The sequence below is a fragment of the Ruegeria sp. CDSC052 genome (assembly GCF_059610685.1).
The window spans coordinates 132,611-155,595 of record NZ_JBXWOB010000004.1 but is presented as its reverse complement, the minus strand read 5'-3'; the positions used below and the strand labels follow the sequence as shown (position 1 = coordinate 155,595).

At 56.4% G+C, this 22,985-nt stretch carries 22 protein-coding genes and 1 tRNA gene; 12 read left to right on the top strand and 11 right to left on the bottom strand.

Annotated features, from left to right (window positions below):
- Nucleotide 1 precedes the first annotated feature (1 nt).
- The gene (locus tag AC2FIM_RS09705) at nt 2-688 is read right to left on the bottom strand and encodes a dimethylsulfonioproprionate lyase family protein (protein WP_496677422.1); all 687 of its coding nucleotides are present in this window, start codon (nt 686-688) and stop codon (nt 2-4) included.
- Nucleotides 685-2,289, bottom strand: a complete 1,605-nt coding sequence (locus AC2FIM_RS09700) for a fatty acid--CoA ligase (protein ID WP_496677425.1) — start codon at nt 2,287-2,289, stop codon at nt 685-687. Before AC2FIM_RS09700 ends, AC2FIM_RS09705 begins: the two co-directional genes overlap by 4 nt.
- Before the next feature lie 237 nt (nt 2,290-2,526).
- Between AC2FIM_RS09700 and AC2FIM_RS09695 the strand changes: the two genes are divergently transcribed.
- Nucleotides 2,527-3,450, top strand: a complete 924-nt coding sequence (locus AC2FIM_RS09695) for a LysR substrate-binding domain-containing protein (RefSeq protein ID WP_298856016.1) — start codon at nt 2,527-2,529, stop codon at nt 3,448-3,450.
- A 33-nt stretch (nt 3,451-3,483) separates the two neighbouring features.
- Here the strand turns inward: AC2FIM_RS09695 and AC2FIM_RS09690 are convergent, their stop codons facing one another.
- From AC2FIM_RS09690 to AC2FIM_RS09665, 6 genes are all read right to left on the bottom strand, one after another.
- A complete protein-coding gene (locus tag AC2FIM_RS09690) occupies nt 3,484-4,542 on the bottom strand; it encodes a quaternary amine ABC transporter ATP-binding protein (protein WP_496677429.1) in 1,059 nt (352 codons plus the stop codon).
- Between the two features lie 12 nt (nt 4,543-4,554).
- Nucleotides 4,555-5,583 carry an ABC transporter permease gene (locus AC2FIM_RS09685; protein WP_496677432.1) on the bottom strand — a complete coding sequence of 343 codons (1,029 nt, stop codon included), beginning with the start codon at nt 5,581-5,583 and terminating at the stop codon, nt 4,555-4,557.
- 67 nt (nt 5,584-5,650) lie between these two features.
- Nucleotides 5,651-6,622 (bottom strand): ABC transporter substrate-binding protein, encoded by a 972-nt coding sequence (locus AC2FIM_RS09680; RefSeq protein WP_058274113.1) that lies wholly within the window; start codon nt 6,620-6,622, stop codon nt 5,651-5,653.
- A 479-nt stretch (nt 6,623-7,101) separates the two neighbouring features.
- The gene (terL, locus tag AC2FIM_RS09675; protein ID WP_282168758.1) at nt 7,102-8,580 is read right to left on the bottom strand and encodes a phage terminase large subunit; all 1,479 of its coding nucleotides are present in this window, start codon (nt 8,578-8,580) and stop codon (nt 7,102-7,104) included.
- Entirely contained in the window at nt 8,567-9,001 is a 435-nt protein-coding gene (locus tag AC2FIM_RS09670; RefSeq protein WP_271950126.1) for a DUF5681 domain-containing protein, read from the bottom strand. Before AC2FIM_RS09670 ends, terL begins: the two co-directional genes overlap by 14 nt.
- Nucleotides 8,994-10,388, bottom strand: coding sequence for a site-specific DNA-methyltransferase (locus tag AC2FIM_RS09665; protein ID WP_271950128.1), 1,395 nt, complete (start codon nt 10,386-10,388; stop codon nt 8,994-8,996). Before AC2FIM_RS09665 ends, AC2FIM_RS09670 begins: the two co-directional genes overlap by 8 nt.
- A 457-nt stretch (nt 10,389-10,845) precedes the next feature.
- Here AC2FIM_RS09665 and AC2FIM_RS09660 point away from each other — a divergent pair, with 457 nt between their 5' ends.
- The 3 genes from AC2FIM_RS09660 to AC2FIM_RS09650 are packed head-to-tail and all read left to right on the top strand — an operon-like array spanning nt 10,846 to nt 13,165.
- Complete coding sequence (locus tag AC2FIM_RS09660) at nt 10,846-11,076, top strand: DUF3489 domain-containing protein (protein WP_496677439.1); 231 nt, start codon at nt 10,846-10,848, stop codon at nt 11,074-11,076.
- Nucleotides 11,073-11,489: a DUF2924 domain-containing protein gene (locus tag AC2FIM_RS09655; protein ID WP_271950132.1), complete on the top strand. Its 417-nt coding sequence runs from the start codon at nt 11,073-11,075 to the stop codon at nt 11,487-11,489. The genes AC2FIM_RS09660 and AC2FIM_RS09655 overlap by 4 nt, the downstream gene beginning before the upstream one ends.
- Complete coding sequence (locus AC2FIM_RS09650; RefSeq protein ID WP_271950134.1) at nt 11,486-13,165, top strand: recombinase family protein; 1,680 nt, start codon at nt 11,486-11,488, stop codon at nt 13,163-13,165. The genes AC2FIM_RS09655 and AC2FIM_RS09650 overlap by 4 nt, the downstream gene beginning before the upstream one ends.
- 374 nt (nt 13,166-13,539) lie before the next feature.
- On the opposite strand, the gene AC2FIM_RS09645 is transcribed toward AC2FIM_RS09650, so the two are convergent.
- Nucleotides 13,540-13,629: transfer RNA gene (locus AC2FIM_RS09645), tRNA-Ser, on the bottom strand.
- A 204-nt stretch (nt 13,630-13,833) separates the two neighbouring features.
- Here AC2FIM_RS09645 and AC2FIM_RS09640 point away from each other — a divergent pair.
- From AC2FIM_RS09640 to AC2FIM_RS09605, 8 genes are all read left to right on the top strand, one after another.
- Nucleotides 13,834-15,018 (top strand): SPOR domain-containing protein, encoded by a 1,185-nt coding sequence (locus tag AC2FIM_RS09640; protein ID WP_496708068.1) that lies wholly within the window; start codon nt 13,834-13,836, stop codon nt 15,016-15,018.
- Nucleotides 15,019-15,037: 19 nt separating this feature from the next.
- The gene (locus tag AC2FIM_RS09635; protein WP_496690829.1) at nt 15,038-16,204 is read left to right on the top strand and encodes a D-alanyl-D-alanine carboxypeptidase family protein; all 1,167 of its coding nucleotides are present in this window, start codon (nt 15,038-15,040) and stop codon (nt 16,202-16,204) included.
- Complete coding sequence (gene tmk / locus AC2FIM_RS09630; RefSeq protein WP_496677443.1) at nt 16,201-16,824, top strand: dTMP kinase; 624 nt, start codon at nt 16,201-16,203, stop codon at nt 16,822-16,824. The genes AC2FIM_RS09635 and tmk overlap by 4 nt, the downstream gene beginning before the upstream one ends.
- Before the next feature lie 10 nt (nt 16,825-16,834).
- A complete protein-coding gene (locus AC2FIM_RS09625; RefSeq protein WP_496677446.1) occupies nt 16,835-17,956 on the top strand; it encodes a DNA polymerase III subunit delta' in 1,122 nt (373 codons plus the stop codon).
- A complete protein-coding gene (locus AC2FIM_RS09620; RefSeq protein WP_271950143.1) occupies nt 17,953-18,759 on the top strand; it encodes a TatD family hydrolase in 807 nt (268 codons plus the stop codon). The genes AC2FIM_RS09625 and AC2FIM_RS09620 overlap by 4 nt, the downstream gene beginning before the upstream one ends.
- Complete coding sequence (locus tag AC2FIM_RS09615; RefSeq protein ID WP_271950144.1) at nt 18,756-19,553, top strand: MBL fold metallo-hydrolase; 798 nt, start codon at nt 18,756-18,758, stop codon at nt 19,551-19,553. Before AC2FIM_RS09620 ends, AC2FIM_RS09615 begins: the two co-directional genes overlap by 4 nt.
- 62 nt (nt 19,554-19,615) lie before the next feature.
- Nucleotides 19,616-20,548, top strand: coding sequence for an AEC family transporter (locus AC2FIM_RS09610; protein WP_142634838.1), 933 nt, complete (start codon nt 19,616-19,618; stop codon nt 20,546-20,548).
- A gap of 69 nt (nt 20,549-20,617) precedes the next feature.
- Nucleotides 20,618-21,316: a CbiX/SirB N-terminal domain-containing protein gene (locus AC2FIM_RS09605; protein WP_496677453.1), complete on the top strand. Its 699-nt coding sequence runs from the start codon at nt 20,618-20,620 to the stop codon at nt 21,314-21,316.
- A 45-nt stretch (nt 21,317-21,361) separates the two neighbouring features.
- Here AC2FIM_RS09605 and AC2FIM_RS09600 read toward each other — a convergent pair whose 3' ends face one another.
- Both AC2FIM_RS09600 and AC2FIM_RS09595 read right to left on the bottom strand, forming a co-directional pair.
- Nucleotides 21,362-22,357, bottom strand: a complete 996-nt coding sequence (locus AC2FIM_RS09600) for a diguanylate cyclase domain-containing protein (RefSeq protein WP_271950149.1) — start codon at nt 22,355-22,357, stop codon at nt 21,362-21,364.
- The gene (locus AC2FIM_RS09595) at nt 22,354-22,941 is read right to left on the bottom strand and encodes a heme NO-binding domain-containing protein (RefSeq protein ID WP_271950151.1); all 588 of its coding nucleotides are present in this window, start codon (nt 22,939-22,941) and stop codon (nt 22,354-22,356) included. Before AC2FIM_RS09595 ends, AC2FIM_RS09600 begins: the two co-directional genes overlap by 4 nt.
- Nucleotides 22,942-22,985: the final 44 nt, after the last annotated feature.

Below are 22,985 nucleotides of genomic sequence, written 5' to 3'. Positions count from 1 at the left end.
CTCAATTGGACTGCTTGGCAAGATCTTGTTCGATCTCTGCCCAATCGTCGAAGTGGATTACATTGCAGGGTGAATTCACGTTCTCGAGCCAGACAAAGACGGAGATGAATGGCTGGTCATAGACCCGGGTGGCGTGGGGATCGCCCGCCGCGTTCCAGATAAGTGATCCAGCCGGATAATCCTGCCAGTCACGGGTGCCAAACCGCCAACCAGATTTCTCGGACAGGTTCAGGTACAGCTCTGGCGCGTCGTGGTTGTGGTCGCGATACAGCGTCCTTGGGCCCAGCATGAAAATGCCAAGGTTGAAATCGGGATGGTGATGTCCACATGCGTCTGGCCCAATCAGCAGAGTATGTAGGTTACACTTTGTGTATCCCTCGCCCAATTCGGCACCAGGGGGATAGAATTGGGCGTTGTCTTCGCGCCAGATCAGATCATCCTTGGCCGCTTTCAGACAACGTGCGATTTCCTGCAATTCGGGGGCGACAATCCCGGCGATGGCGTTCTTCAGAACCTCATCGTGCCGGGTTCCTTGGGGAGGTAAATCAATGAGCCTCTCACCCTTCAGGTCCATGGCTGCCAGCTTGTCCAACGTCAGGTCAACGCCGCGCGTGGCAGCTCTGTGAGCCTGCAGATAGGTGACAATGGACCCGATAAGCGCCTGAATACGGCGTTGCTTGTCTGTCATGATTTAAAGTCCGAGCGCGTTGAAATATCTTTCCGCACGAGTTTCTTGTCGAGCTTGCCGACGCTGGTTTTAGGTAGGCGGTCGACAAAGACTATCTCGTCTGGAACTGCCCATTTTGAGATCTCGCCTGCACCGACACGCGACTGGATTTCTTCAATGACTCTCAAGCGCACAAGATCCGGATCGGCATCCTTTGCGGCTTGAGCGACCAACACTGGCCTTTCGCCCCATTTCGCGTGCGGCAGCCCGATTGCTGCGACGTCCTCAACGCCGCTGCAAGACGATGCTATGTTTTCCAGTGCCAGTGAAGATATCCATTCGCCGCCGGTCTTGATCACATCCTTGAGGCGGTCAGTAATCTGCAACGATCCATTCTCGCGGATATACCCAACATCCCCGGTATGCAGATACCCAGCGTCCCAAAGCTCATCCGAGGCTTGCGCATTATCCAGATAGCCTTGTGTCAACCAGGGAGCCCGAGCAACAACTTCGCCGGTTGTTTCGCCGTCATGTGGAACGTCCTGCATATCCGGTGTCACAACACGAAGGTCGACAAGCGGGCCGGGAAAGCCGGTTTGCGCCTGCACCTCTGGATCGTCGCTGGACAAATCGGCCACCGTCAGAAACGGACAGGTCTCGGACATCCCATAGGCCGCATGCAAGGATATGCCTGCCGCCGCCGCCCGGTCCTGCAAATTGCGCGGCAAAGCGGCCCCGCCAATGATCACTTTCCATCTGTCCAGGTCAATTTGTGGGCAGCCCGGATGGTCGAGCACCATTGACAGAACCGTGGGCACGCAGTGGGAAAAGGTGACGCCTTCGTCTGCAATCAATCGTAAGATTGTGTCAGGGTCATATCGACCGGGATAGACCTGACGCAGCCCCAGCATCGTTGCGGCATATGGAAATCCCCAGCCGTGGACGTGAAACAAGGGCGTCAGCGGCATGTAGACGTCGCCGCGATGAAATCCGGCGTTTCCGGGCCACGCTCCGAAGCCGGCGATCAGGCCCAACGTGTGAAGGACCAACTGCCGGTGTGAATAGCTCACCCCCTTGGGATTGCCGGTGGTCCCGGTCGTATAAAACAGGGTTGCGGTTTGGTTTTCATCGAAGTCCGGGAAGTCAAAGCTGTCTGGGGCCTCGCCTATCCACTCTTCATATCCTTCTCCGTCTCCAATCGGCACGATGGTGATGTCCCGATCAAAGCCCGATTTGATACCCTCTATGAGCGACATGAAATCGCGGTGCACGATGATCAGATCTGGTTGCCCATGGTTGATCGTATAAAGAACCTGAGCAGGAGATAGTCGCACGTTGATCGTGAAAAGGGACGCGCCCATCATCGGGATCGCGAAAAAACACTCAAGATAGCGGTGGGTATCCCAATCCATGACGCCGACGCGCATGCCCTCACCTATCCCGCTGGCCTTTAGAGAACTGGCAAGTTGGCGTACGCGTTTGCCCAAATCCGCATAACTCAACCGCATTTTGGTGCCGCTGACGATCTCTTGGCTGGCTGACGCGAGCTGAGATCCGGCCAGCAAGTGTTTAATCAGCAACGGATAGCCATATGCATTTGACGAAGGTGATAATGGTGGCATGAAGGTGGAATCCTTGAGCTTCCTTAGCCCCTAATCTGGCATCTCTTCCCCAGTTGAAGAACTGAAAGAAATTTCCGTTCATCAAGATATTCTAACCGATCACATCGCACCGCGAATTGCGTGCTACCCCCTGACAGGTTATGAAAAAGAGTATCAATACCCTGCTATATTCGCGCCCGTCGTCGGATAACTCTGCTTGAGGGTAAGCAGAATTGATTTCATCGAGGAGATGCAGCAATGACCACTCACATGCCCACGCTGGTTTCACTGCGCGCTTTTGAGGCGGTGGCGCGTCACAAGAGTTTCCGAAAGGCCGCTGACGAGATTTGTGTGACGCATGCGGCAGTCAGCCACCAGGTCAAAGCATTGGAAACAACAATCGGTGTTAAACTACTGGAACGCACAAGCCGTTCGGTCGAGCTAACACCGGCTGGCGAGCAATATTACCCGCCAATACGCGAACACATTCAGGGAATCATCAAAGCCACTCGGCGCATCCAGACACCTGAGGAACCGGACGTGTTGCTCGTTCAGTCCTACGCAAGTTTCAATACAATGTGGCTGCAGCCCAGATTGGCTGAATTTCTTCAGGATAATCCGGACACACGCGTGCGCATCGTCTCGACCTTTGAAGACGGTGATTATGATATGCACCGGTTCGATGTGGGCGTGTTCAACGCGCCACCGTTTGATAAGAGATTTGACTACAGCCCCTTGTTCGAAACCGATATCTACCCGGTATGTGCTCCGGAGGCCTTGAAAACCGCAAGCGGTGGAATGCCGCTGGAAGAGCTCAGAAATTTCCTTCTGCTTAGTGTCCCAAGCACATGGAATGAGCCGGATGACTGGGACTGTTGGTTGGATGCGGCGGGCTTAGATCGCGAAACGATGAAATTTGGCTCTGTTTTCGACAATTACCCGCTTGTCCGTGAGGCTGTTCTAAATAATCACGGTATCAGCGTCGCAAGGGCACCGTTTTGCGAGCGTGATCTTGAGCGGGGGCGTCTGGTTAGACCCTTCGACATTTCAGTACCCGAGCCAGGCCGCTGGTATCTGGCGACGCAAAAAGAACGTGCACCCAACCCCAAGCTCGATACATTTATCGACTGGCTGTTCGAACAGATCGAGGCCGACCCAACCATGCGGCTATTTCGGGCCTGATCTGTTGAATTCCAGCTCTGCGGTCAGCGCGCGTCAGGACTGACGCGCACCGGCCTCGGATGCGACGCGAGGGACAAGAGCGCGCACCAGTTCGGTCATATCCAGTGTGCCGACCGTCTGCTCCCCATCTTTGACAACGTAGGCGTGTGACGTATCCCCGCCGGACCGCGCGATCATGCTTTCGAGCGTGTCGTTCACGTCCACTTCGCCATGGGCATCTTTTGGCACTTTGCCACCGTCCAGCGGGGTCATGATCGAGCGGACCCGCAGAACCCGTGCGCGGTTGATGTCGCTCACGAAGTCTTCGATGTAAGGATCGTTGGGGTTCAACAGAATATGCTGCGGCTCGCCCTGTTGCACAACAAAGCCGTCTTTCAGGATCACAAGGTGATCGGCCAGCTTCAGCGCCTCATCAAGGTCATGCGTGATGAAGATGATGGTCTTGTGCAGCTCTTTTTGCAGCTCGAGCAGCAGGTCCTGCATATCGGTTCGGATCAGCGGATCAAGGGCCGAGAAAGCCTCGTCCATTAGCATGATCGGTGTGTTTGCGGTCAGCGCCCGAGCAATGCCTACCCGCTGCTGCATCCCTCCAGACAACTGCGCTGGATAATGGTTCTCGAACCCGCTCAGACCGACGCGGTCCAGCCATTTCGCGGCTTCGCGGTCACAGGTGACCTCGTCTTCGCCACGCACCGACAAGGGCATGCCTGCATTCTTCAGCACGGTCTTGTGCGGCAACAACGCGAACTTCTGGAAAACCATCGACATCTTTTCTTGACGGGCATGACGCAGCCCGTCCTCGGACAGTTGCATCACGTCTTCGCCCTGCACGAAGATCTCGCCCGCTGTGGGTTCGATCAACCGGTTCAGGTGGCGGATCAGCGTGGATTTTCCCGAACCCGACAGGCCCATGACAACCGTGATTTCGCCCGCCTGCATATCGACGTTGATGTTGTTGAGACCCAACACGTGCCCGTGCTGTGCCAACAACTCTTCCTTGCCCATGCCTCCTTTGACATGCTGCAACACGTCCTTGTCGCGGGCGCCAAAGATTTTATAGAGCCCGGACAGGCGGACCATTGGTTGTGTCATTGAACCGGCTCCTTAATGTTTGACTTGGGTCTTATCGACTCGTGTGAGAGCTGCCTTGGACACGCGGTCAAGGATCACGGCCAGCAGAACAATGCCGATGCCAGCGACGATGCCCACACCCAGTTCAAGGTTTCGGATACCGCGCAACACGTTCACGCCAAGGCCAGGGGCCGAAACAAGAGAGGCGATCACGACCATGGCAAGGCTCATCATGATGGTCTGGTTGATCCCGGCCATGATGTTCGGTAGCGCCAGCGGCAATTGTACCCGCACCAGTTTCTGACGGTCATTCATGCCAAAGGCGTTGGCCGCTTCGATCACATCCCTGTCGACAAGACGGATGCCAAGGTCGGTCAGGCGGATCACCGGCACGATCGCATAAAGGATGATCGCAATCCCGTAGAGTTTGGATTCCGTGACCGAGAACAAGAAAATCAGAGGGATCAGGTACACGAAGGTCGGCAGGGTCTGCAGCAGGTCGAGTAACGGAACGACGCTTTTTTGAAATCGGTCGGATTTCGACATGGCAATTCCAATGGGCACACCGAACAGCACCGATATCGTCGTGCATACAAAGATGATCGACAGGGTCTGCATCGCCACATCGTAGTGGTCTACGAGGGCCAGCAGCATAATCGAGACGGCGACGAAGATCGTCACAGGGCGCGAACGCGACGCGTACCAGGAAATCGCCACCAACAGCGGGACCATGATGAACCATGGCATCGCTTCAAAGAGCCAAAGTGCGCCATCCAACATCCAGCTCAGTGGCTGTGTGATCGGGTCCAGAACAGTTTTCAGAACCGGTTTGGCTGCCAGAAACCCTTCTTCGATCCCGTTGGTTACATCGCGCGACTGCCATATGCGGTTGCAGCTTTCGTGCAGATTATCAAATGAGGGAATTGGAATGAACGGTCCAGAGGCCTCTTCTCCTCCTGCTTGCGCCGCAAGGTCCGCCAGCGAAAGAGGCGCTTTATCGTCTGACGTGCCACACCATTCGCTCAAACCCAATGCGCTGAATAACTTGTCATAGAAGGCCATCTATCCCACTTTCCGATCTACTTCAGTGCGTTAGGGGCATCGCTGAGGACGCCCCTGTCCGTGCAGTTTACTGCAGCAATGCGGAAAGTTTGTCGCGCGCAGCATCGTTAAGCCACGCCCCCCAGACATCCTTGTAGGTTGTTAGGAAATGCACCGCCCCTTCATCGTAGGAGGCATTGTTGTCCTCGACCCATGCCAGCGTTTCGCCCATCTGTGCGTTGGTGAAGGACAGATTTGTCATCAGGTCAGACACTGCTGCGTTTTCGGCCATGAATTCTTTCGACAGAACTGTAACGACTTCACTGCGGGGGAAGGCGCTCATTTCTGGCGTCGCGCATTCCGCTGTGATGTTGCAGGCGTGCTTTTCAGGGTCATGGGGGCCCATATCGACCAGGGTCATCGGGTATTTGCCCAGTACCGATGTCGGTGCCCAATAAAAGCCGAACCATGGCTCTTTGTTTTCGTAGGCGGCAGCGATCGAAGCCGCAAGGGTTTCGCCTGATCCATGCACGAAGTTTTCAATGCCTGCATCAATCAGCCCGCCTGCCTTCATCAGGTTGGTGCTGACATTCAGACAGGTCCATCCCTCGGGGCAATTGTGAAAGCGATTTCCAACGAGTTCGGGGTTGGCTGCGATGCCTTCAATTGTTGCCAGTTCCGGATGCTCCTCCACAAGGTAGTTCGGAACAAAGAACCCTTCGACACCGCCATCTGACAGAACTTCGGTCACAGGAATGATTGCACCTGAGTCAACCAGCCCTTGGTAAGCCGGCGCGCCGTTTGTCCAGATTTCAGTCAGAATATCGGGCTCTCCTGTCTCGGAAACGGATGCCAGCGCAGGGTTGCTCGAGAGCGGAACCGTGGTCACTTCGCAACCATAGCCTTGCTCCATCAGAAACTTCGAGACCGCGGTCACAATTTGCGCTGACCCCCAATCGGCCTGCATCAGTGATACTTCACCGCATTCGTTTGCCTGGGCCGCCGAAGCGGTGATTGCCGCAGCAAATACGCACCCGAGACCCGCTGAAATCTTGAACATTTCTTTCCTCCTTGTCATCGGCGAAACAGGGGCAGAGAAACGCTCCAAGCCAAAATTCGCCTTGTTTGTAGCGATGATTTGTACAGACAGGCCTAATAGCCAAAAACTGAAAAGAATTTTATATCATGTACAATTGTTTACAGGTGGAGAGTTGAAGCCAGGCTCGAATTTAGTGACCTTCGTTCCAACGAAAGCTTCTTAGATGTAAATCCATAGGTGGCTTATGCGTGTGTATAATTGCCTCTTCTCAAGAGTCGGCAGGAGGAGTGATCAAACCCGGGGACGTCCGTTCTGTGCTCATCACGCCCATTCGAACTAGCTGCAGCATCGGTAGATTTGGGCTCGAAGCCGTCATCCGACAGCATTAGCGATGAGACTGGTTTGTGGTTGCGAGCGGTCATTGGGGCCGCTCTCAGGATTGGTCCGACATCGGCCCTCCCAGCACTATTCAACGAGTTTTCAAGCTTGACGCTGAGGTTCTACCGTCGCCTGATCCTCTCTCGATTACGCTCCCGACGTTCGATGTTGATCCGGTGGTCGCGACCCAATGCCCGGTAGAACCCCAGTCCCTTGGACCAGTTCAGAAAATGCGCGAAGCTATCGACCTGATCGTCGTTACGCCCGCGTGGAAAGGACTGAAGCTCTCGTTTGAATACCGGCAGCCAGGGTGCGTCTGCAGGCAGATACACCTTGCCCTCTTCGACAGGACCGCAAGCGGACTGGAACCGGGTTTCCTTGTCCTTGTCGGGTTTAATGCGTTCGTAGCGCCGACGGTCATCACGAAACAGCTCGTCCAGAAGCGGTTTACCGGAGGCCGCATCTTCGATCAAAACACGATCCGGATCCCAAAGGCCGACAAGCTGTAGCGCCTTGGCTTTCAGGTCTGGGTAGTCCACCTGCCCGCGCCAGACGTCGAGAAGGTACCACGCATTTTCGCGGAATCCCCAGGTTGTACAGGCCGAGAAGTCGGACCGGGGATCCGCTGACATGCCCGTATCCCAGCTTTGAACCACCAGTTGGAACCAGCGACGATTTTCGATGGTCTCATAAATACTGAACCACTCCCAGCGAAGGGGCGATCCGTCTGGTGCAATCGGGTTCTGCTGATACTGGCAATTGAACACGGCTGCGCCCATTTCACGGCGCTTGGTATCCAGCGTTTGCTGATCCAGGCGCGACGGGCAAAGGAGATCACCCGGTTTGCGGTGCATGGCCATTCCACGCCCAAGAGGCACCGTCTCATATTCTTCGGCGATGGCAGACAGATTCAGGTGCCGATAGGTACCGCGTTCAAGCAGGTAGCCTGGCGGATCCATCTCGTGCAACCGTTGTGCAACCATAACCACACGCCCTTCGGCCGGGTTGTCAAAGCGCGACAGCAAGGTCCCCTCAATGAACTCCTGTGCCTTGACCAGCTCGGCTTCGGAACCCGCATCACCAGCTTTCAGCAGGTCATCGATGATGATGTAATCAGCGCCATGGCCAGTAACAGAACTGCCGATGGAGACAGCCTTGCGACTGCCTCCCTTTGTGGTGCGGATTTCTTCTGAGGAGTTGCCCTTTTGGGCCAAAACCGTTTCAGGGAACATTTCCCGGTACCAGCGCGCGGACATGATCCGACGACAATCTTCAGAATGCTTGCGCGCCAAATCCAGCCCGTAGCTGGCAACAATAATCTTGGCGCTGGGTGAGTGCCCCAGAAGATAAGCGACATATGCAACGGCCACGGTGACCGATTTCAGGCAACGTGGCGGGATGTTGATGATCAGCCGCTTGTTTTCGCCTTGGCGGACATTGTCCAACTCATGGCACATGGCACGCACATGCCAAGCCGGATCAAAGCTGCGGTCAGTCCCTTGGTGCAGCGTGTCAAACACACGCCACACGAAAGGAAAGAAATTGTCCCGGCAAACCTCGCGAGCGGCTTGCAGGACCATTTTTGGATCAGGAGTCGTCATCTTCCGCCTCCTCGTTTTCCGGACCACCGTCACCGTCCAGTTGGCTGGAAAAGAAATCCCGGAGGATGTCATAGTCAACTGCCTCCGGCCCATTCACTTCAGAGCCAGCCTGTTCGCTCCCATCATCTGGACCGCCGAACAGATCAGCGTCGACCTTGAGAAGCGCCATTAGCAATTTCGTGTCGCCCTTCAACGCACCGGCCGTGAGCCGCTTTGCAATTGCCTCCGCCTTGGAAATCCGAGCTTCGTTGTTGCCTTCGCGGACGGTGATCTTGGCTTCCAGTTCGCGTTTCAAGCTAGCATTCACCCCTTTGGCACCTTTTGGTCGTCCCTTCGGATTGCCGGAGCGGCCTTTCTTGAATTGGGTCGCTTTGGGCGGCTTGCCGTAGCCCACCTCATACTCTTTCGTATCGTCAGACATGATCCACCTCCTGCTCTGAAGTGGTGTCGTTGGCTGCAGAACGCGTATCGAACGTTTGCCCCGTGACAGCATGCACCGCGCTTTCACCGGTCATCTCCTGCCAACGGTGGATGGCGACATCGACGTAAACAGGGTCAAGCTCAATGAGCCGCGCCCGGCGCCCGGTTTTCTCAGCTGCCAGCAAGGTCGCGCCGGACCCGCCAAAGACGTCCAGCACGACATCGCCGCGATGACTTACATCCATCATGGCATCTGCCATCAAAGCTGTCGGCTTCACCGTGGGATGATCAGCGAGATCCGCTTCGCGTCCTGCCCCAAAGCTGTTCACACCGGCGTAATCCCAGACATTGGTGCGGTTGCGCCCATGTTTGCCCAGTTCGACATTGTTGATATGCGACGCGCCGGGCTTCTTAAAGATTGCGACCAGCTCGTGTTTGGAACGATAAAGGCTGCCCATCCCTCCGTTAGTCTTGTTCCAGACGCAAAGATTGATGAGATCCAAGCCGCCTGCCTTGCCGGCCGCAATCAGTTCTTCAATGTGACGCCAGTCCATGCAGATCATCGCAATGCTTCCGTCCGGCAAGCAGTCAAACAGCCGGGTGACCACGCCTGAAAGAAAGACGCGGAACTCACTGTTAGACATTTCACCCGACGCCATGGCGAACTCGAGATGTTCGCCACTGATGCCACAGCGGACATGCCCATTGACCGGTACGTTGTAAGGCGGATCAGTGAAGATCATCTGTGGTGTCTCGCCTTCCAGCAAGGTGTCGTAGCTTTGGGCTTGCAAGGCATCCCCGCAGAAGATGCGGTGATCTCCGAGAAGCCAGAGGTCGCCCGGCTGCGTGACGACAGGTGCCGCAGGGTCCGGGTTTTCTACAGTTTCAGCTTCGGTCTCCGCAGCCTCGCTCGCAGCGTCGATGATGATGTCGATCTCCGGCGTTTCGAACCCTGTGATATCCAGATCAAAATCGAGCTCGCCATCAAGGCTGAGATCCATCAGCTCGGCAAACTCGATCTGCAGAGCAGCTTCGTTCCAGTCCGACAGTTCCGCCAGCTTGTTATCCGCAATGCGCAGAGCGCGCACTTCTGCTTCTGACAAGTGATCCGCGACAACAGTCGGCACGGACATCAACCCCAGGGCCTTAGCGGCTTCATAGCGGCCATGACCCGCAATGATTGTGGCCGAACCATCCAAAAGGATCGGAGTGACAAATCCAAACTGGGCCACCGACGCCTTCAGCTTGTCAATACTCTTGGCCGCGTGCACGCGGTTGTTGTTGTCGTATGGCTTGATCTGGCTGATCTGAGATTGGACGACTTTGTCCGCCATCCAGATCGGTGTGTTGGACGCCTTAGCGTCGCTCTGTGTATTTTTGGCAGACATAGCCGCCTCCTTTCGTTTGACGCTCGTTAGCGTCGACAAGAAAGGATCGTGTTGGGAATTCGGAGAGAGCACGATTAACAACTCTCCGGACCAATCGATCCGGTTCGTTGCCCCTTCGAATGCTCTCTGCGGAAACCTGTGTTTCCAATGAGTGCTGCCTGCGGGAGCAGTTTCCCGCCCTGATAGTCCGGGCGATTGAGCCAAATGTAGGTGTCATCAATACGAGACGCAACCCCCAAACCAAACGCAACCAAATCGTAACCAATTAAGATTGTTGACGAATAATCGGGGGTACAGCAGCAGCGCCCTGCAAAACACACCCCTTCTGAGGCTGCTCCAGAAAGGGCTGGACTGTTGCTATAAACCACGCATCAATGGTTCTACGCCCGAGCCATTCGGGCGCTCCTCGGTACCGGGGTTCGGCATTTCGCCAGCCCCAGATCAGAGGAGACAATACATGTCCAAATCCAAACAAAGCAAAATTGACAAGTTGCAAGCTTTGTTGCGTCGCCCGAGCGGCACCAGCCTTGAGGCGCTCTGCAAAGCAACGGGGTGGCAGCCTCATTCGGTCCGAGCGGCTCTAAGCGGTCTGCGGAAAAAAGGCGTCACAATTGAAAGGCGGGCATCCGACAAACCAAATGGACCATCCACGTATCACCTGACGGTGGGAACAGGAAAAGAGTCATGACGAAGACGAGCGATGTCGCCGATCTCGCCGCCATGGGTCGATTGGATCTGGTTACGATTTGGCAGCAACTGTTTGATCAACCCGCACCCGCCATGCTCAGCCAACCCTTCCTGCGCCGTTTTATCGCCTTTGAGATGCAGTCCCGCCGTCATGGCGGGCTACCCCGCCAGGTCAAAGCCACGCTGGAAAAGGGCTCTGATAAGAAACCCCGGCCTAAATGCCCTGCCCTTAAACCCGGCGGGCGCCTGCTGCGCGAGTGGAACGGCGTGACCCATGTGGTCGATGTCACCAAGGATGGTTTTGTCTGGAGCGGTCGGTCTTATCGCTCACTCTCGGCCATCGCTCGGGAGATTACCGGCGCGCATTGGTCGGGGCCGCGCTTCTTCGGGCTCACCGGAAAGGCGGCAAAATGAGGCCGCGCCGCAAAACCCGATGCGCGATCTACACGCGCAAGTCATCGGAAGATGGGCTGGACCAAGACTTCAATTCACTCGATGCCCAGTACGAGGCCTGCGCGGCCTATGTCGCCAGCCAGCGACATGAAGGCTGGACCCTTTTGTCAGACCGCTACGATGACGGTGGCCTGTCGGGCGGCACACTCGAACGCCCTGCCCTTCAACACTTGCTTGAAGAGATCGATGCCGGGCGTATCGACATGGTGGTGGTCTACAAGATCGACCGGCTGACCCGATCGCTCGCCGACTTCTCGAAGCTGGTCGAACGGCTGGAACAGGCGGATTGTTCGTTTGTGTCCGTCACGCAGGCCTTCAACACCTCTTCCTCCATGGGTCGTCTTACTCTGAACGTGCTTCTGTCCTTTGCCCAATTCGAACGCGAGGTCACTGCTGAACGCATCCGTGACAAAATCGCGGCGTCAAAGAAAAAGGGGCTTTGGATGGGCGGCAATCTGCCCCTTGGCTATGATCGCCACCCCGATCCAAAAGCAAGAACGCTGGTGGTGAATGAGGAGGAGGCCAGAACGGTCCGGCATCTCTTTGGTCTCTATGACGAGTTGGGGTGCCTGCGCAAAGTAGAAGAAGAAGCAACGGCAGAAGGGCTGCGGTCAAAACGGGTTATTCGGACAGATGGCAGCGTGAAGGGGGATTGTCCGCTGTCACGCGGCCAGATCTATTACCTGCTGCGCAACCCGGTTTACCTCGGAAAAATCCGCCACAAGGATAAGACTTGGGACGGACAACACCCGGCGATCATCGACCAGGGCGTCTGGGACCGGGTACAGGAGAAAATGCGACAGGCATCGAACCGCTCCCGGGTACGCGGCGGCTCCGATGCGCGCCAACGCTCCAATGACCCCGGCGCCTGGCTCACCGGTTTGATGCAGGACGAAACTGGTGACAGGTTGACGCCAACCCACACCACGCGCAAAGGCCGACGATTGCGCTACTATATCTCCAATCGGTTGATCTCGGGCGGCAAGGATATCTCCGGCTGGCGACTGCCCGGCCCGGCGCTGGAAAACGCTGTCATTGATGTCATCGTCAGACAATTGCAAGACGCTGCAATCACGCATCGAGTTCTGGCGCTGCCGGAAGCCAGATCAGCCGAGGCGGTGCAGACTTCAGTTGCGGATTTAGTGACCCGGCTTCAAGGCCAAGGCGGTCAGTTCGGCGCTGATATTCTGGCCAGCGGCAGAATTGCACGAGGCCAGATCGACCTCGAATTGAACCGCAAAACCCTGGCAAGCGCACTTGGCATCGCCGCGGACCATCTGCACCCGGATCTCGCCCACGTCACCGCATCCTTCGATCTGCGCCGCCGCGGTGTCGAGGTCAAGGTCATCGCCGGAGACACGGTACCCCAACCCGACCCCCACCTCCGTTCCATGCTGATCCGCGCCCATGGCTGGGCCCGTGATCTGAAAGCAGGAGTTCAACTGATGGAAATCGCGCGCCGGGAAAGCGTTCCCGGCGCTTTCATCCGTACCCGTGCTCAGCTCGCCTTTCTCTCACCGAAGATTCAGGCCGCGATTCTCGACGGCACCCAGCCGCCCGAACTCACACTCAAGCGCCTGGTCAGCGTGACCCACCCACTTGATTGGGCCGAACAGGAATGTCTGTTCGACTTTTGACACCTCAAGAACCGGCCTCCCTGATACAGGGTTCGCCCTCCCTGATCCGTCGGAATAATTCCCTGTTCGCTCAAGAAAATTCCCTGTTCCACCTTTTAGGGAATTTGCAACATAAACCTCTGAAAAAATACAATTTTGACATGCATAATGTCTGAAATCGAAGCCATCTCACGAAAATTCCCTGTAAATCGCAGGTTATCAGGGAAACCCAGCCCAAAGCGACCCCGCCAAAATGCGCCACTGAGACTGAGGCCTGAATTGCGCTCTGAGTGTACGGCCTGCTCCGTCTCTGATTGAAAGCGCATGCGCCAACTCGCGGGAATTGCGGCACAATTCAGGATCAGAAAAAACAATTCAAGTGAGACAGGTATGAGTGGCGGGGAGACAGGGATTCGAACCCTGGGGACGCTCTCACGCCCAACGGTTTTCAAGACCGCCGCATTCGACCACTCTGCCACCTCCCCGCGTGGGGCCGGGTCTAAGGCTATCTTTAAACGGTGGCAAGACCAAATAGGGAAATCTTGCCGAAGCCTGTGCAGCAGACTTTCCATGGCCGAACGTGCAGGCTATGCTTTGCGTGAAAGACCGTGACAGGCTGGCAGCTCAGAACCAGCGATCGGCGGCGGGGTACGATGAAAGAGGCCCCTTACAGGCAAGGGATTGCAAATATGGATCGAGCGACCACGACACGCGCAAAACCGCGGGCACTGGCGGTTCTGGTAATAACAGTTGCGGCTCTGTCAGGGTGCGACGAGGCCCTGACATCGGGTGGAACATCCACCGAGCAGGCGGACGAAAGCGTGCAGGACGACGGCAAATTAGAGCTGTTTCCCAAAACGACAGGGAACGCGCGTGATGATGTTGAAGCTCCTGATGTCTTCAAGGTCACCGAAGCCGGTTTGTGGGATGGGCGCCCCTCGTTGGGCGGAATCTGGGTCGCGCACCCGGACGTTACACAGCCTGAACGTGTTCGGATAACGAATACAAAGAACAACAAATCCGTAACCGGCGCACTTTTCCGCCGCGAACGCAACTTGCCGGGCCCTGCGCTGCAACTGTCTTCGACTGCCGCCGCGAAACTGGGTATCCTCGCAGGCGCACCGACTCGGGTTGAAGTTGTTGCCCTGCGGCGCAAGCCTGCCGAGAAAGTAGAAGAAAAAGCTCCTGAGCCCGAAGAGGTCGCTGAACCCGAAGAGACCCCAACGGCTGAGGCGGTTGAACCTCAGGACAAGAAAACCGATAGCCAGACCACAGCAGATGTGTCCGAAGACGTTGATAAACCAGCCAAGCGTAAATGGTGGCAAAAGAAGGCTCCAGTTGCTGCAGCTGGTGCTGCGACAGCTTCAGCCGTGGCTGAAACCGCAGAAAAGACCGATGAGGTGGCAACAGAGATTATCGAGGCGGCGCCTGAGCCAGCACCAACCGCAAATCTGACCGATCCCACTGTCACGCCGCCAACCGAGGCTGCACCGAAGCGGAAATGGTGGCAAAAGAAGCCTGCCGACGAAATCACCGAAACACCTCTGGACCCGATTGAGGGCGCTGCAGCGGCCATCGAAGAGGCCGCCCCTACCCCGGCAGCAACCGCAGTCAGCACTGAGGCAACCTCCGTTTCATCGCTTTCAAAACCGTTTATTCAGGTGGGCACCTTCACAGTTGAAGAAAATGCCGAAGGTGCTGCCGAGAAAATTCGGCGAAACGGGTTGCCTGCGAAAGTTCAAAAACTCGAAGCCAATGGCAAAACTGTTTGGAGGGTGATCGTTGGTCCTGCTTTGACGCGGGCGGAACGAAACGCAATGCAAAGCGACGTCAAAGATCTGGGCTTTTCTGACGCCTATACCGTGAAGAATTAAGCAAAAGGAGGTCCCCCTCGTGCTGTCCTCATTTCGATCATCTGTACTGACCCTCGGTTTGGCTATGTTTGCCCTGCCCGCACAAGCTTTCGATACGCAAGCCCGTGCTGCCTATGTCATGGACCAAACGACAGGAACCGTTCTTTTGTCCAAAGACGCAGACCAGCCGTTGCCGCCCGCGTCCATGTCCAAACTCATGACCCTGTTTGTAGCATTCGAAGCGCTGCGGGACGGTCGCCTGGAACTGAATGAGGAACTTCCGGTTTCCGAACATGCGACCAGCTATAAGGGCTCAAGTATGTTCCTGAACACGCAGGACCGTGTCCGGGTCGAAGACCTGCTGCGCGGGATCATAGTCCTGTCAGGAAATGACGCATGTGTTGTTATCGCCGAAGCCCTCAGCCCGGACGGAACCGAAGCTGGGTTTGCCCGGTTCATGACCCAACGCGCGCAACAGCTGGGTATGAATAATTCGAACTTTGCGAATTCGAACGGATGGCCAGCCGCAGGCCACATGATGTCTGTGCATGACCTCGCCATTCTGGCCGACCATCTGATTAGCGACTTTCCCGAATATTACCCTCTGTTCGCCGAGGAAGAGTTCGAATTCGACAACCGGGTGCCGTCAAATTCGCGTAACCGGAATCCCTTACTGAAACTTGGGATTGGTGCGGATGGGCTAAAGACTGGCCACACGCAAGAAGCGGGCTATGGCCTTGTAGGATCGGCCCAACAGGGCGATCGCAGGGTCATATTCGTTTTGTCGGGGCTCGACAGCGTCGCCCGCCGCGCAGAGGAGGCTGAGGCCGTCGTTAACTGGTCGTTTCGCAATTTTGTCGAGAGGCAGCTTGCCGAAGCAGAAAAACCGATAGGACAAGCCGATATCTGGATGGGCACTTCGAAAACGGTTGATCTTGTCCCGCAAGAGGATTTGACACTGCTGCTGCCTGTTCTCGGGGATAAGAATGTTGAGGCAGAAATCGTCTATGACGGTCCGCTTGAGGCCCCCATCGCCAAAGGACAGGAAATCGCTGAGCTTGTCATCAAACCCGATGGCCTGCCCGAGATCCGCCGACCTCTGGTCGCAGCGGAAAGCGTCGAAAAGGGCGGTTTCTTCGTGCGGATCATGACGGTCGGCGGCATTGTTGCAAAAGATGTCATCGGTAACCCGTTGGGCGCGATGTGACGGCGGGCGGGTTGTTTCTGACCTTCGAAGGCATTGACGGATCGGGCAAATCCTCTCAAGCGCGCATGCTGGCCGAGCATTTGCGCGGCCTCGGGCATGATGTCGTACTGACACGTGAACCTGGCGGCTCAGCCGGGGCCGAAGAAATCCGCAGGCTGGTTCTTGAGGGCGATCCCGACCGCTGGTCCGCCGAGACGGAAATCCTGCTGTTCACTGCTGCGCGGCGCGACCATCTGGAACGCACCATTGAACCCGCTTTGACTGCGGGCAAGATCGTCATCTGCGACCGTTTCGCCGATAGCACCCGCATGTATCAGGGCCTATCTCGCGGCGACCTGCGGGGATTGGTCGATCAGTTGCATAAGCTGATGATCAAACGTGAACCGGATCTGACCGTGTTGATCGACATGGATCCTGAAACCGGCCTCTCTCGGGCCAAGGGTCGGCAGGGCACCGAAGAACGGTTCGAGGATTTCGGCATTCACCTGCAACAGAAGATGCGGGCCGGTTTTCTGGCATTGGCAGATGAGTTCTCCGACCGGTTTCGCGTGATCGACGGCGACAGGGACATGGACAGCGTTGCCCGGGATGTGACAGATATCGTCATGCAAGCCTTGTGACGGACGATTGATGAGCGACGACACCCCGATCCCGGATCAGGCACCCGGTGCCCTCCATCCGCGCGAAACACCGCAACTGTTTGGGCAGGCCGAGGCCGAGCAGGCCTTTCTTGACGCCTATACTTCTGATCGTCTGCACCACGGCTGGCTGCTGACCGGCCCCCGAGGTGTGGGTAAGGCAACGCTGGCCTGGCGGATCGCGCGGTTTCTGCTGGCAACCCCGCCGGTCGAAGAGGACGGACTGTTTGGCGCGCCACCTCCCCCTAAAACGCTTGAGATTCCACCAGATCACCCGGTTGTTCATCGAATTCTGGCTGGTGCCGAGCCTGGCCTGGCCGCCATCAAACGATCCGTGAACGATCAGGGCAGGTTGCGAAATGAAATCGTTGTGGACGACATTCGCAAACTTGGGAAGTTCTTCGGCCTGTCCTCGGCCGATGGGGGCCGCCGTGTCGTCATCGTAGATTCTGCGGATGAAATGAACATCAGCGCCGCCAACGCATTGCTGAAAATGCTCGAAGAACCGCCTGCGCGGACAACGCTGCTGTTGATATCGCATCAACCGTCCCGCCTTTTGCCCACGATCCGATCCCGGTGCCGTACCTTGCGCCTTTCGCCGCTGAACGCCGAAGATATGAACGCCGCACTGACCCAGACCGGGGTTGAGCTGACTGGAAACCCCGACCATCTGGCCGCTCTGGCCAGCGGGTCCGTTGGGGACGCCGTCCGCCTGATAAACCTGAGCGGACTCGAAATATATGCCGAGCTCATCGCGATCCTGGGCACCCTGCCCCGGCTGGACAGACTACGCGCTCTGGCTCTGGCCGAGGCCGCCGCACAGCGCGGAGCAGCCGAACGGTTCGAGTTGCTGTTGACGCTGATCGACATTGCCTTGTCACGTCTTGCTGTGACCGGTGCGACTGGTGCTCCGCCATCGCTAGAGGCCGCGCCAAACGAAGGTGATATCCTGTCCCGTTTGTCCAGATCGCCGGAGCAGGCACGCCTTTGGGCGGAAACCGCAGCCCAGATCACCGCCCGCGCCCGCCACGGGCAGGCGGTGAACCTTGACCCTGCCGCTCTGGTCCTAGATACGGTGTTCAAGATACAGGAAACCGCCGGTCAGAACAGATGAGCGACACCCCCCAAATCACCGACAGCCATTGCCATCTGGACTTCCCCGATTTTGAAGGACAGTTGGACCTGATCGTCGCAAATGCGGCCGAAGCCGGCGTGATCCGGATGGTGACGATCTGCACCAGGTTGAGGAACGAACCCACTGTGCGCGCCATAGCTGAGGCTCACGCGCCGGTATTCTACGCGGCAGGCACGCACCCGATGAGTGCAGCCGATGAACCGATGGCAACTGTGGACGAGCTGGTGGCACTGTCACAGCACCCCAAGTTTGTTGGTATCGGTGAAACCGGGCTGGATTATCACTATACCGCCGACAGTGCGCAGGTTCAGCAGCAATCCCTGCGCGTTCATATCGAGGCCGCTCAGCGTACCGGACTGCCTTTGATCATTCATGCGCGCGCGGCGGACGAAGACATGGCCCGCATTCTGGCCGAAGAATACGGCAATGCCCCCTATTCATGTGTGATGCATTGTTTTTCGTCTTCGGCCGAGCTGGCACAGTCCGCCCTGGATCTTGGGTTTTACCTGTCCATGTCGGGCATCGCCGCTTTTCCCAAAAGCCAGGAATTGCGCGATATTTTCGCAAATGCGCCAGTAGACCGCATCCTGGTTGAAACCGATGCACCTTATCTGGCGCCCCCCCCGTATCGCGGTAAACGGAATGAACCGGCCTATACCGCCCACACCGCCCGCAAAGGCGCCGAGGTCTTTGGCATGGGCTATGCCGATTTCGCGGCGCAGACGCAGGCCAATTTCGAAAGACTTTTCACCAAGGTCGCCTCTTACAAGGCGGCGGCATGACCACGCTGCGCTGCACCATTTTGGGCTGCGGCTCGTCAGGTGGAGTGCCACGTCTTGGCGGTCACTGGGGCGACTGCGACCCCGAAAACCCCAGGAACATCCGCCGCCGCTGCTCGATGCTGGTCGAACGTGACGGGCCCGAAGGCACCACCTCGGTTCTGATCGACACAACGCCTGACATGCGCAGCCAGCTGCTGGACACCGGCACCGGGCGGTTGGACGGGGTGGTCTATACCCATTCCCATGCCGACCACGTCCATGGCATTGACGACTTGCGCATGATCGTCTTCAACATGCGCGAACGGGTGCCGGTCTGGGCTGATGGTGACACCCAGAATGATCTTTTGGGCCGATTTGGCTATGCCTTCATCCAACCCGAAAACTCACCCTACCCGCCGATCCTCAACCTCAAGACAATCGACGGCCCGTTCGAGATCACTGGCCCCGGAGGCCCTATCCCATTTCACCCCTTCAAGGTGAACCACGGATCAATCGACGCGCTTGGTTTCAAAATGGGCAATCTGGCCTACCTGCCGGACGTGGCAGAGATATATGACGATGCCTGGACCACATTAGAGGGTCTGGACTGTCTGGTGATCGACGCGCTGCGCCGGTCCCCGCACCCGACCCATGCGCATCTGGAAAAGACCCTTGGCTGGATCGACCTGTTGCAACCAAAAACCGCGGTTCTGACCAACATGCATATCGATCTTGACTATGCCACGGTCGACGCAGAAACCGCAGACAACATCACCCCTGCTTATGACGGCATGGTGATACATCAGGCTCTGTAGAGCCCTGGCCGAGATCATGCAGATATCCTTTCCCGCGCGAATAACTGTTGCGGAACGCTGACATGCTGCAAAATCTCATTGAAGTCATCCTTCCAGTTTTTCTTGTTATTGGAGCCGGTTACGTCTCCACTCTTCTTGGATACTTCAAGGAAAACCACATTGATGGCCTGATGAAGTTCACTCAGGGTTTTGCAATCCCCTGCCTTCTGTTTCTTGCGATTTCACATCTCGACCTCAGTGTCAGTTTTGATCCCAAGCTGTTGATCAGCTTTTACTCTGCTGCTGCGCTTTGCTTTTGTGCCGGCCTGTTCGGCGCGCGACTGATCTTCAACCGCGAATGGGAAGATTGCGTCGCAATCGGTTTTTGCTGCCTGTTCTCCAATTCCGTCCTGCTGGGATTGCCGATTACTGAACGGGCTTATGGCCCTGAAAGCCTTACGGGCAATTATGCCGTCATCGCCTTTCACTCGCCGTTTTGTTACGGCCTAGGCATCACGGTAATGGAGGTGATCCGGAACCGAGGCCACGGAGGATCGCGAATGGTTCGCTCGGTCCTGACCGCGATGTTTCGCAACGCTCTGATTGTCGGGATCTCACTGGGTTTCATCGTAAATCTGTCCGGGCTCGGCGTGCCAGCCGTTGTGGATGATGCCCTTGGCCTGGTGACCCGCGCGGCCCTTCCCGGCGCGCTATTCGCGCTTGGGGGCGTTCTGGTTAAATACAGACCCGAAGGTGACCTAAGGGCGATCGCCTTTGTCTGCGGCGTTTCTCTGCTGCTGCACCCGAGCCTTTTCTGGCTTTTCGGATCCACCCTTGGACTGCCACAGGATCTATTCCGGTCCGGAGTGATGACAGCCGCCATGGCCCCTGGTTTCAACGCCTATATCTTTGCAAACATCTATGGCCGCGCCAAACGGGTTGCGGCATCCTCTGTTCTGTTGGGGACGGCAGTATCTATCCTGAGCGTCTGGTTTTGGCTGACCCTATTGGGCTGACGGTGCGGCAGGCGGATTGACTCTTACACGACGCGGCGCACCTATCGCTAAAGTGGACAGGACAGATTTATGACACACGCCCTTATCGTTACCCATGGCCAACCTTCTGACCCAGAACCAGCCGAAGCGGCCTTGGCGGCTTATGCGGCCGATGTAAATGCCCTGTGTGCCGGTGTTTCGGTTCATTCTGCAACGCTGGCAGCCCCTGGGGCACTTGACAGCGCACTGGACAAGATTCCCGGCAACGCCGTCATCTATCCCCTGTTCATGGCCAAAGGGTGGTTTGTCACAGATGTGCTGCCGAAACGTATTGGTGACCGCCGAAACCCTATTCTGGATCCTTTGGGCGCGGACCCGAAATTGCCCCAGTTGATCGCGCAAACCCTTGAGGGAACGCTGCAGGACAAAGACTGGCGGTCACAAGAAACGGACCTTGTGATCGCTGCGCATGGATCGGGCCGCAGCAGAAACCCTTCCGCCGTTGCAACGGCATTCGGCGACGCTTTGTTGCAACTGATACCACTTGGATCCCTGCGCCTTGGGTTTGTCGAAGAGGCCCCTTCGATTTCTGTGGCCGCCGCAGGAACCGGCGCCCAAACCCTGTGTTTGCCATTTTTTGCCTGCACGGGTGGCCATGTTCTTGAGGATGTGCCGCAAGAATTAAGCAAGGCCAAGTTCAAGGGACAGGTTTTACCGGTTGTGGGTGAACTGCCACTGGTGCAGCAACACATAGCGTCCGTTCTCAAAGCTTTTTCTTCATCGAAATAGAGTCGTCTGACCACATACACTTTGCCGGTTCCTTTAGGGGAAAACCTATCTGTGTGAGTGATCCACAAGCTGCGAATATAGACAGTGGCGAGACCGGCCATTTCGTTTGGCCGCATACAGGGCAAGGTCTGCCGCATGCAAAATCTCAGCCGGTTTAAGCGATGGAAACTGGGTCGAAAGCGCCGTGCCTATACTGGCTGAAACCTGGCACGACACGTTGTCGAACATCATCGGTTCCCGCAGCCGTTCGATCAGCCTGCTGGCGATTGCAGAGAGAACACCCTCGTCCGTCAATCCTTTGTATATAATTACAAATTCGTCCCCGCCGACACGCGCCACTGTATCGTCTCCGCGGGTTTCCTCACCCATGATCCGCGCCGCTTGTTGCAACACATAGTCGCCCGCGGCATGCCCGAATTGGTCATTGACCGATTTGAAAAAATCAAGATCCAGATGCATCAGCGCGAATGGAGATTTGGACGAGATCATGTGATCCAATAGAACATCCATCGCCCGGCGATTTTTCAGCCCCGTCAGTGTATCTGTAAATGCCTTTTCCTCGGCGGCAAGCATCGCCCCTTGAAGGCGCAGGTTCAGAGATCTGGACGCCTCCATCGCTGCCGATTTCGCCTCGACCAGATACAATAATTCGATCGCCAGATCAGTGCCCGAGAAATCCGCACTGGTCAGGGCATAGTCCCGGACCGCATCCAAAATCGATATTCCGAAAGACAGATTGATGACCGCCCCCTTACCTTCGGGCAGCGGAGCGATAAGGCCCTTCAATGCTGTGCGCGGGGCGTCATGGAACCTGAGCTGTAACTTGGTGCCGGCCTGGGACATCAAGCCTGAAACTGTGGTAACCGCCCTAGGGCGAAGCAGCTCAAAGATATCCAGAAAGCTCTGACCTTCCATCGGCTTTTCAGGGCGCAGCTTTTGCAAGGTTGATCCGACGCGGGTCACTTTCCCATCCTCGTTCACCAGCAAAAACATTGGGCACAGGGTTTGTAAAAGCTCTGCCAGATTATTCGTGTTCATCATGCTTTTCGCGCCCCTAAATCAAAATGCCGGCCTTCTGAAAAAGCGCTTTCTACCAGAACGATTGAGATAAACTCAATCTCACCCTGCTGGCCCTCATGCGATAGCATAGCCAGAGCCCCGTAATCATCAGCCATCGCGCGCAATACACCAACCATGACGCTTGAAAAGCCAGGCAGGCCTGGATGGCAGGACAATCTGTATTCCGTCGGTGAAAGCTCGTGCAATTCAAGTGCCGGAAGATTTAGATCCGATACGGCCAATCTGACCCGGTCTGACAGATCATCAAGCGAATGGAGAAATTCCAGATAGCTGACACCGCCAAATCGCAACAGACGGCGCAGGTCTTCCATGTTGGGATGAGACACAAGGTACGTTCCCAGGTCTTCAAGAACGTCACTTCGTGAACGTTTCAGGACCGTGCATACCTTATCCAATACCTGCTCGGTAATATCATCGTCGTAAACAAGCATGGCCTCGAACTCGGCAAAGCCCAGTTCGGCTGAATCCATCACGCGCATCCAGCACGGCTGCCCGTAGGTCACCGCAACAAAGGATTGAATCGCCCGGTTGATCAGACCATGCATAAGAGACCTCAAATTGGTTTCTCACGCAGTGTGCTCTGAAATTT

Excerpts from the sequence above, each read along its gene's own strand:
- AC2FIM_RS09685 (WP_496677432.1), bottom strand. The coding sequence starts at position 5,583 with ATGGCCTTCTATGACAAGTTATTCAGCGCATTGGGTTTGAGCGAATGG.
- AC2FIM_RS09650 (WP_271950134.1), top strand. The coding sequence starts at position 11,486 with ATGAGGCCGCGCCGCAAAACCCGATGCGCGATCTACACGCGCAAGTCA.
- AC2FIM_RS09605 (WP_496677453.1), top strand. The coding sequence starts at position 20,618 with ATGACACACGCCCTTATCGTTACCCATGGCCAACCTTCTGACCCAGAA.
- AC2FIM_RS09595 (WP_271950151.1), bottom strand. The coding sequence starts at position 22,941 with ATGCATGGTCTGATCAACCGGGCGATTCAATCCTTTGTTGCGGTGACC.
- AC2FIM_RS09625 (WP_496677446.1), top strand. The coding sequence starts at position 16,835 with ATGAGCGACGACACCCCGATCCCGGATCAGGCACCCGGTGCCCTCCAT.
- AC2FIM_RS09695 (WP_298856016.1), top strand. The coding sequence starts at position 2,527 with ATGACCACTCACATGCCCACGCTGGTTTCACTGCGCGCTTTTGAGGCG.
- AC2FIM_RS09655 (WP_271950132.1), top strand. The coding sequence starts at position 11,073 with ATGACGAAGACGAGCGATGTCGCCGATCTCGCCGCCATGGGTCGATTG.
- AC2FIM_RS09615 (WP_271950144.1), top strand. The coding sequence starts at position 18,756 with ATGACCACGCTGCGCTGCACCATTTTGGGCTGCGGCTCGTCAGGTGGA.
- AC2FIM_RS09670 (WP_271950126.1), bottom strand. The coding sequence starts at position 9,001 with ATGTCTGACGATACGAAAGAGTATGAGGTGGGCTACGGCAAGCCGCCC.
- AC2FIM_RS09690 (WP_496677429.1), bottom strand. The coding sequence starts at position 4,542 with ATGACACAACCAATGGTCCGCCTGTCCGGGCTCTATAAAATCTTTGGC.
- AC2FIM_RS09700 (WP_496677425.1), bottom strand. The coding sequence starts at position 2,289 with ATGCCACCATTATCACCTTCGTCAAATGCATATGGCTATCCGTTGCTG.
- AC2FIM_RS09665 (WP_271950128.1), bottom strand. The coding sequence starts at position 10,388 with ATGTCTGCCAAAAATACACAGAGCGACGCTAAGGCGTCCAACACACCG.
- AC2FIM_RS09610 (WP_142634838.1), top strand. The coding sequence starts at position 19,616 with ATGCTGCAAAATCTCATTGAAGTCATCCTTCCAGTTTTTCTTGTTATT.
- AC2FIM_RS09660 (WP_496677439.1), top strand. The coding sequence starts at position 10,846 with ATGTCCAAATCCAAACAAAGCAAAATTGACAAGTTGCAAGCTTTGTTG.
- AC2FIM_RS09705 (WP_496677422.1), bottom strand. The coding sequence starts at position 688 with ATGACAGACAAGCAACGCCGTATTCAGGCGCTTATCGGGTCCATTGTC.
- AC2FIM_RS09620 (WP_271950143.1), top strand. The coding sequence starts at position 17,953 with ATGAGCGACACCCCCCAAATCACCGACAGCCATTGCCATCTGGACTTC.
- AC2FIM_RS09640 (WP_496708068.1), top strand. The coding sequence starts at position 13,834 with ATGGATCGAGCGACCACGACACGCGCAAAACCGCGGGCACTGGCGGTT.
- AC2FIM_RS09680 (WP_058274113.1), bottom strand. The coding sequence starts at position 6,622 with ATGTTCAAGATTTCAGCGGGTCTCGGGTGCGTATTTGCTGCGGCAATC.
- AC2FIM_RS09600 (WP_271950149.1), bottom strand. The coding sequence starts at position 22,357 with ATGATGAACACGAATAATCTGGCAGAGCTTTTACAAACCCTGTGCCCA.
- terL (WP_282168758.1), bottom strand. The coding sequence starts at position 8,580 with ATGACGACTCCTGATCCAAAAATGGTCCTGCAAGCCGCTCGCGAGGTT.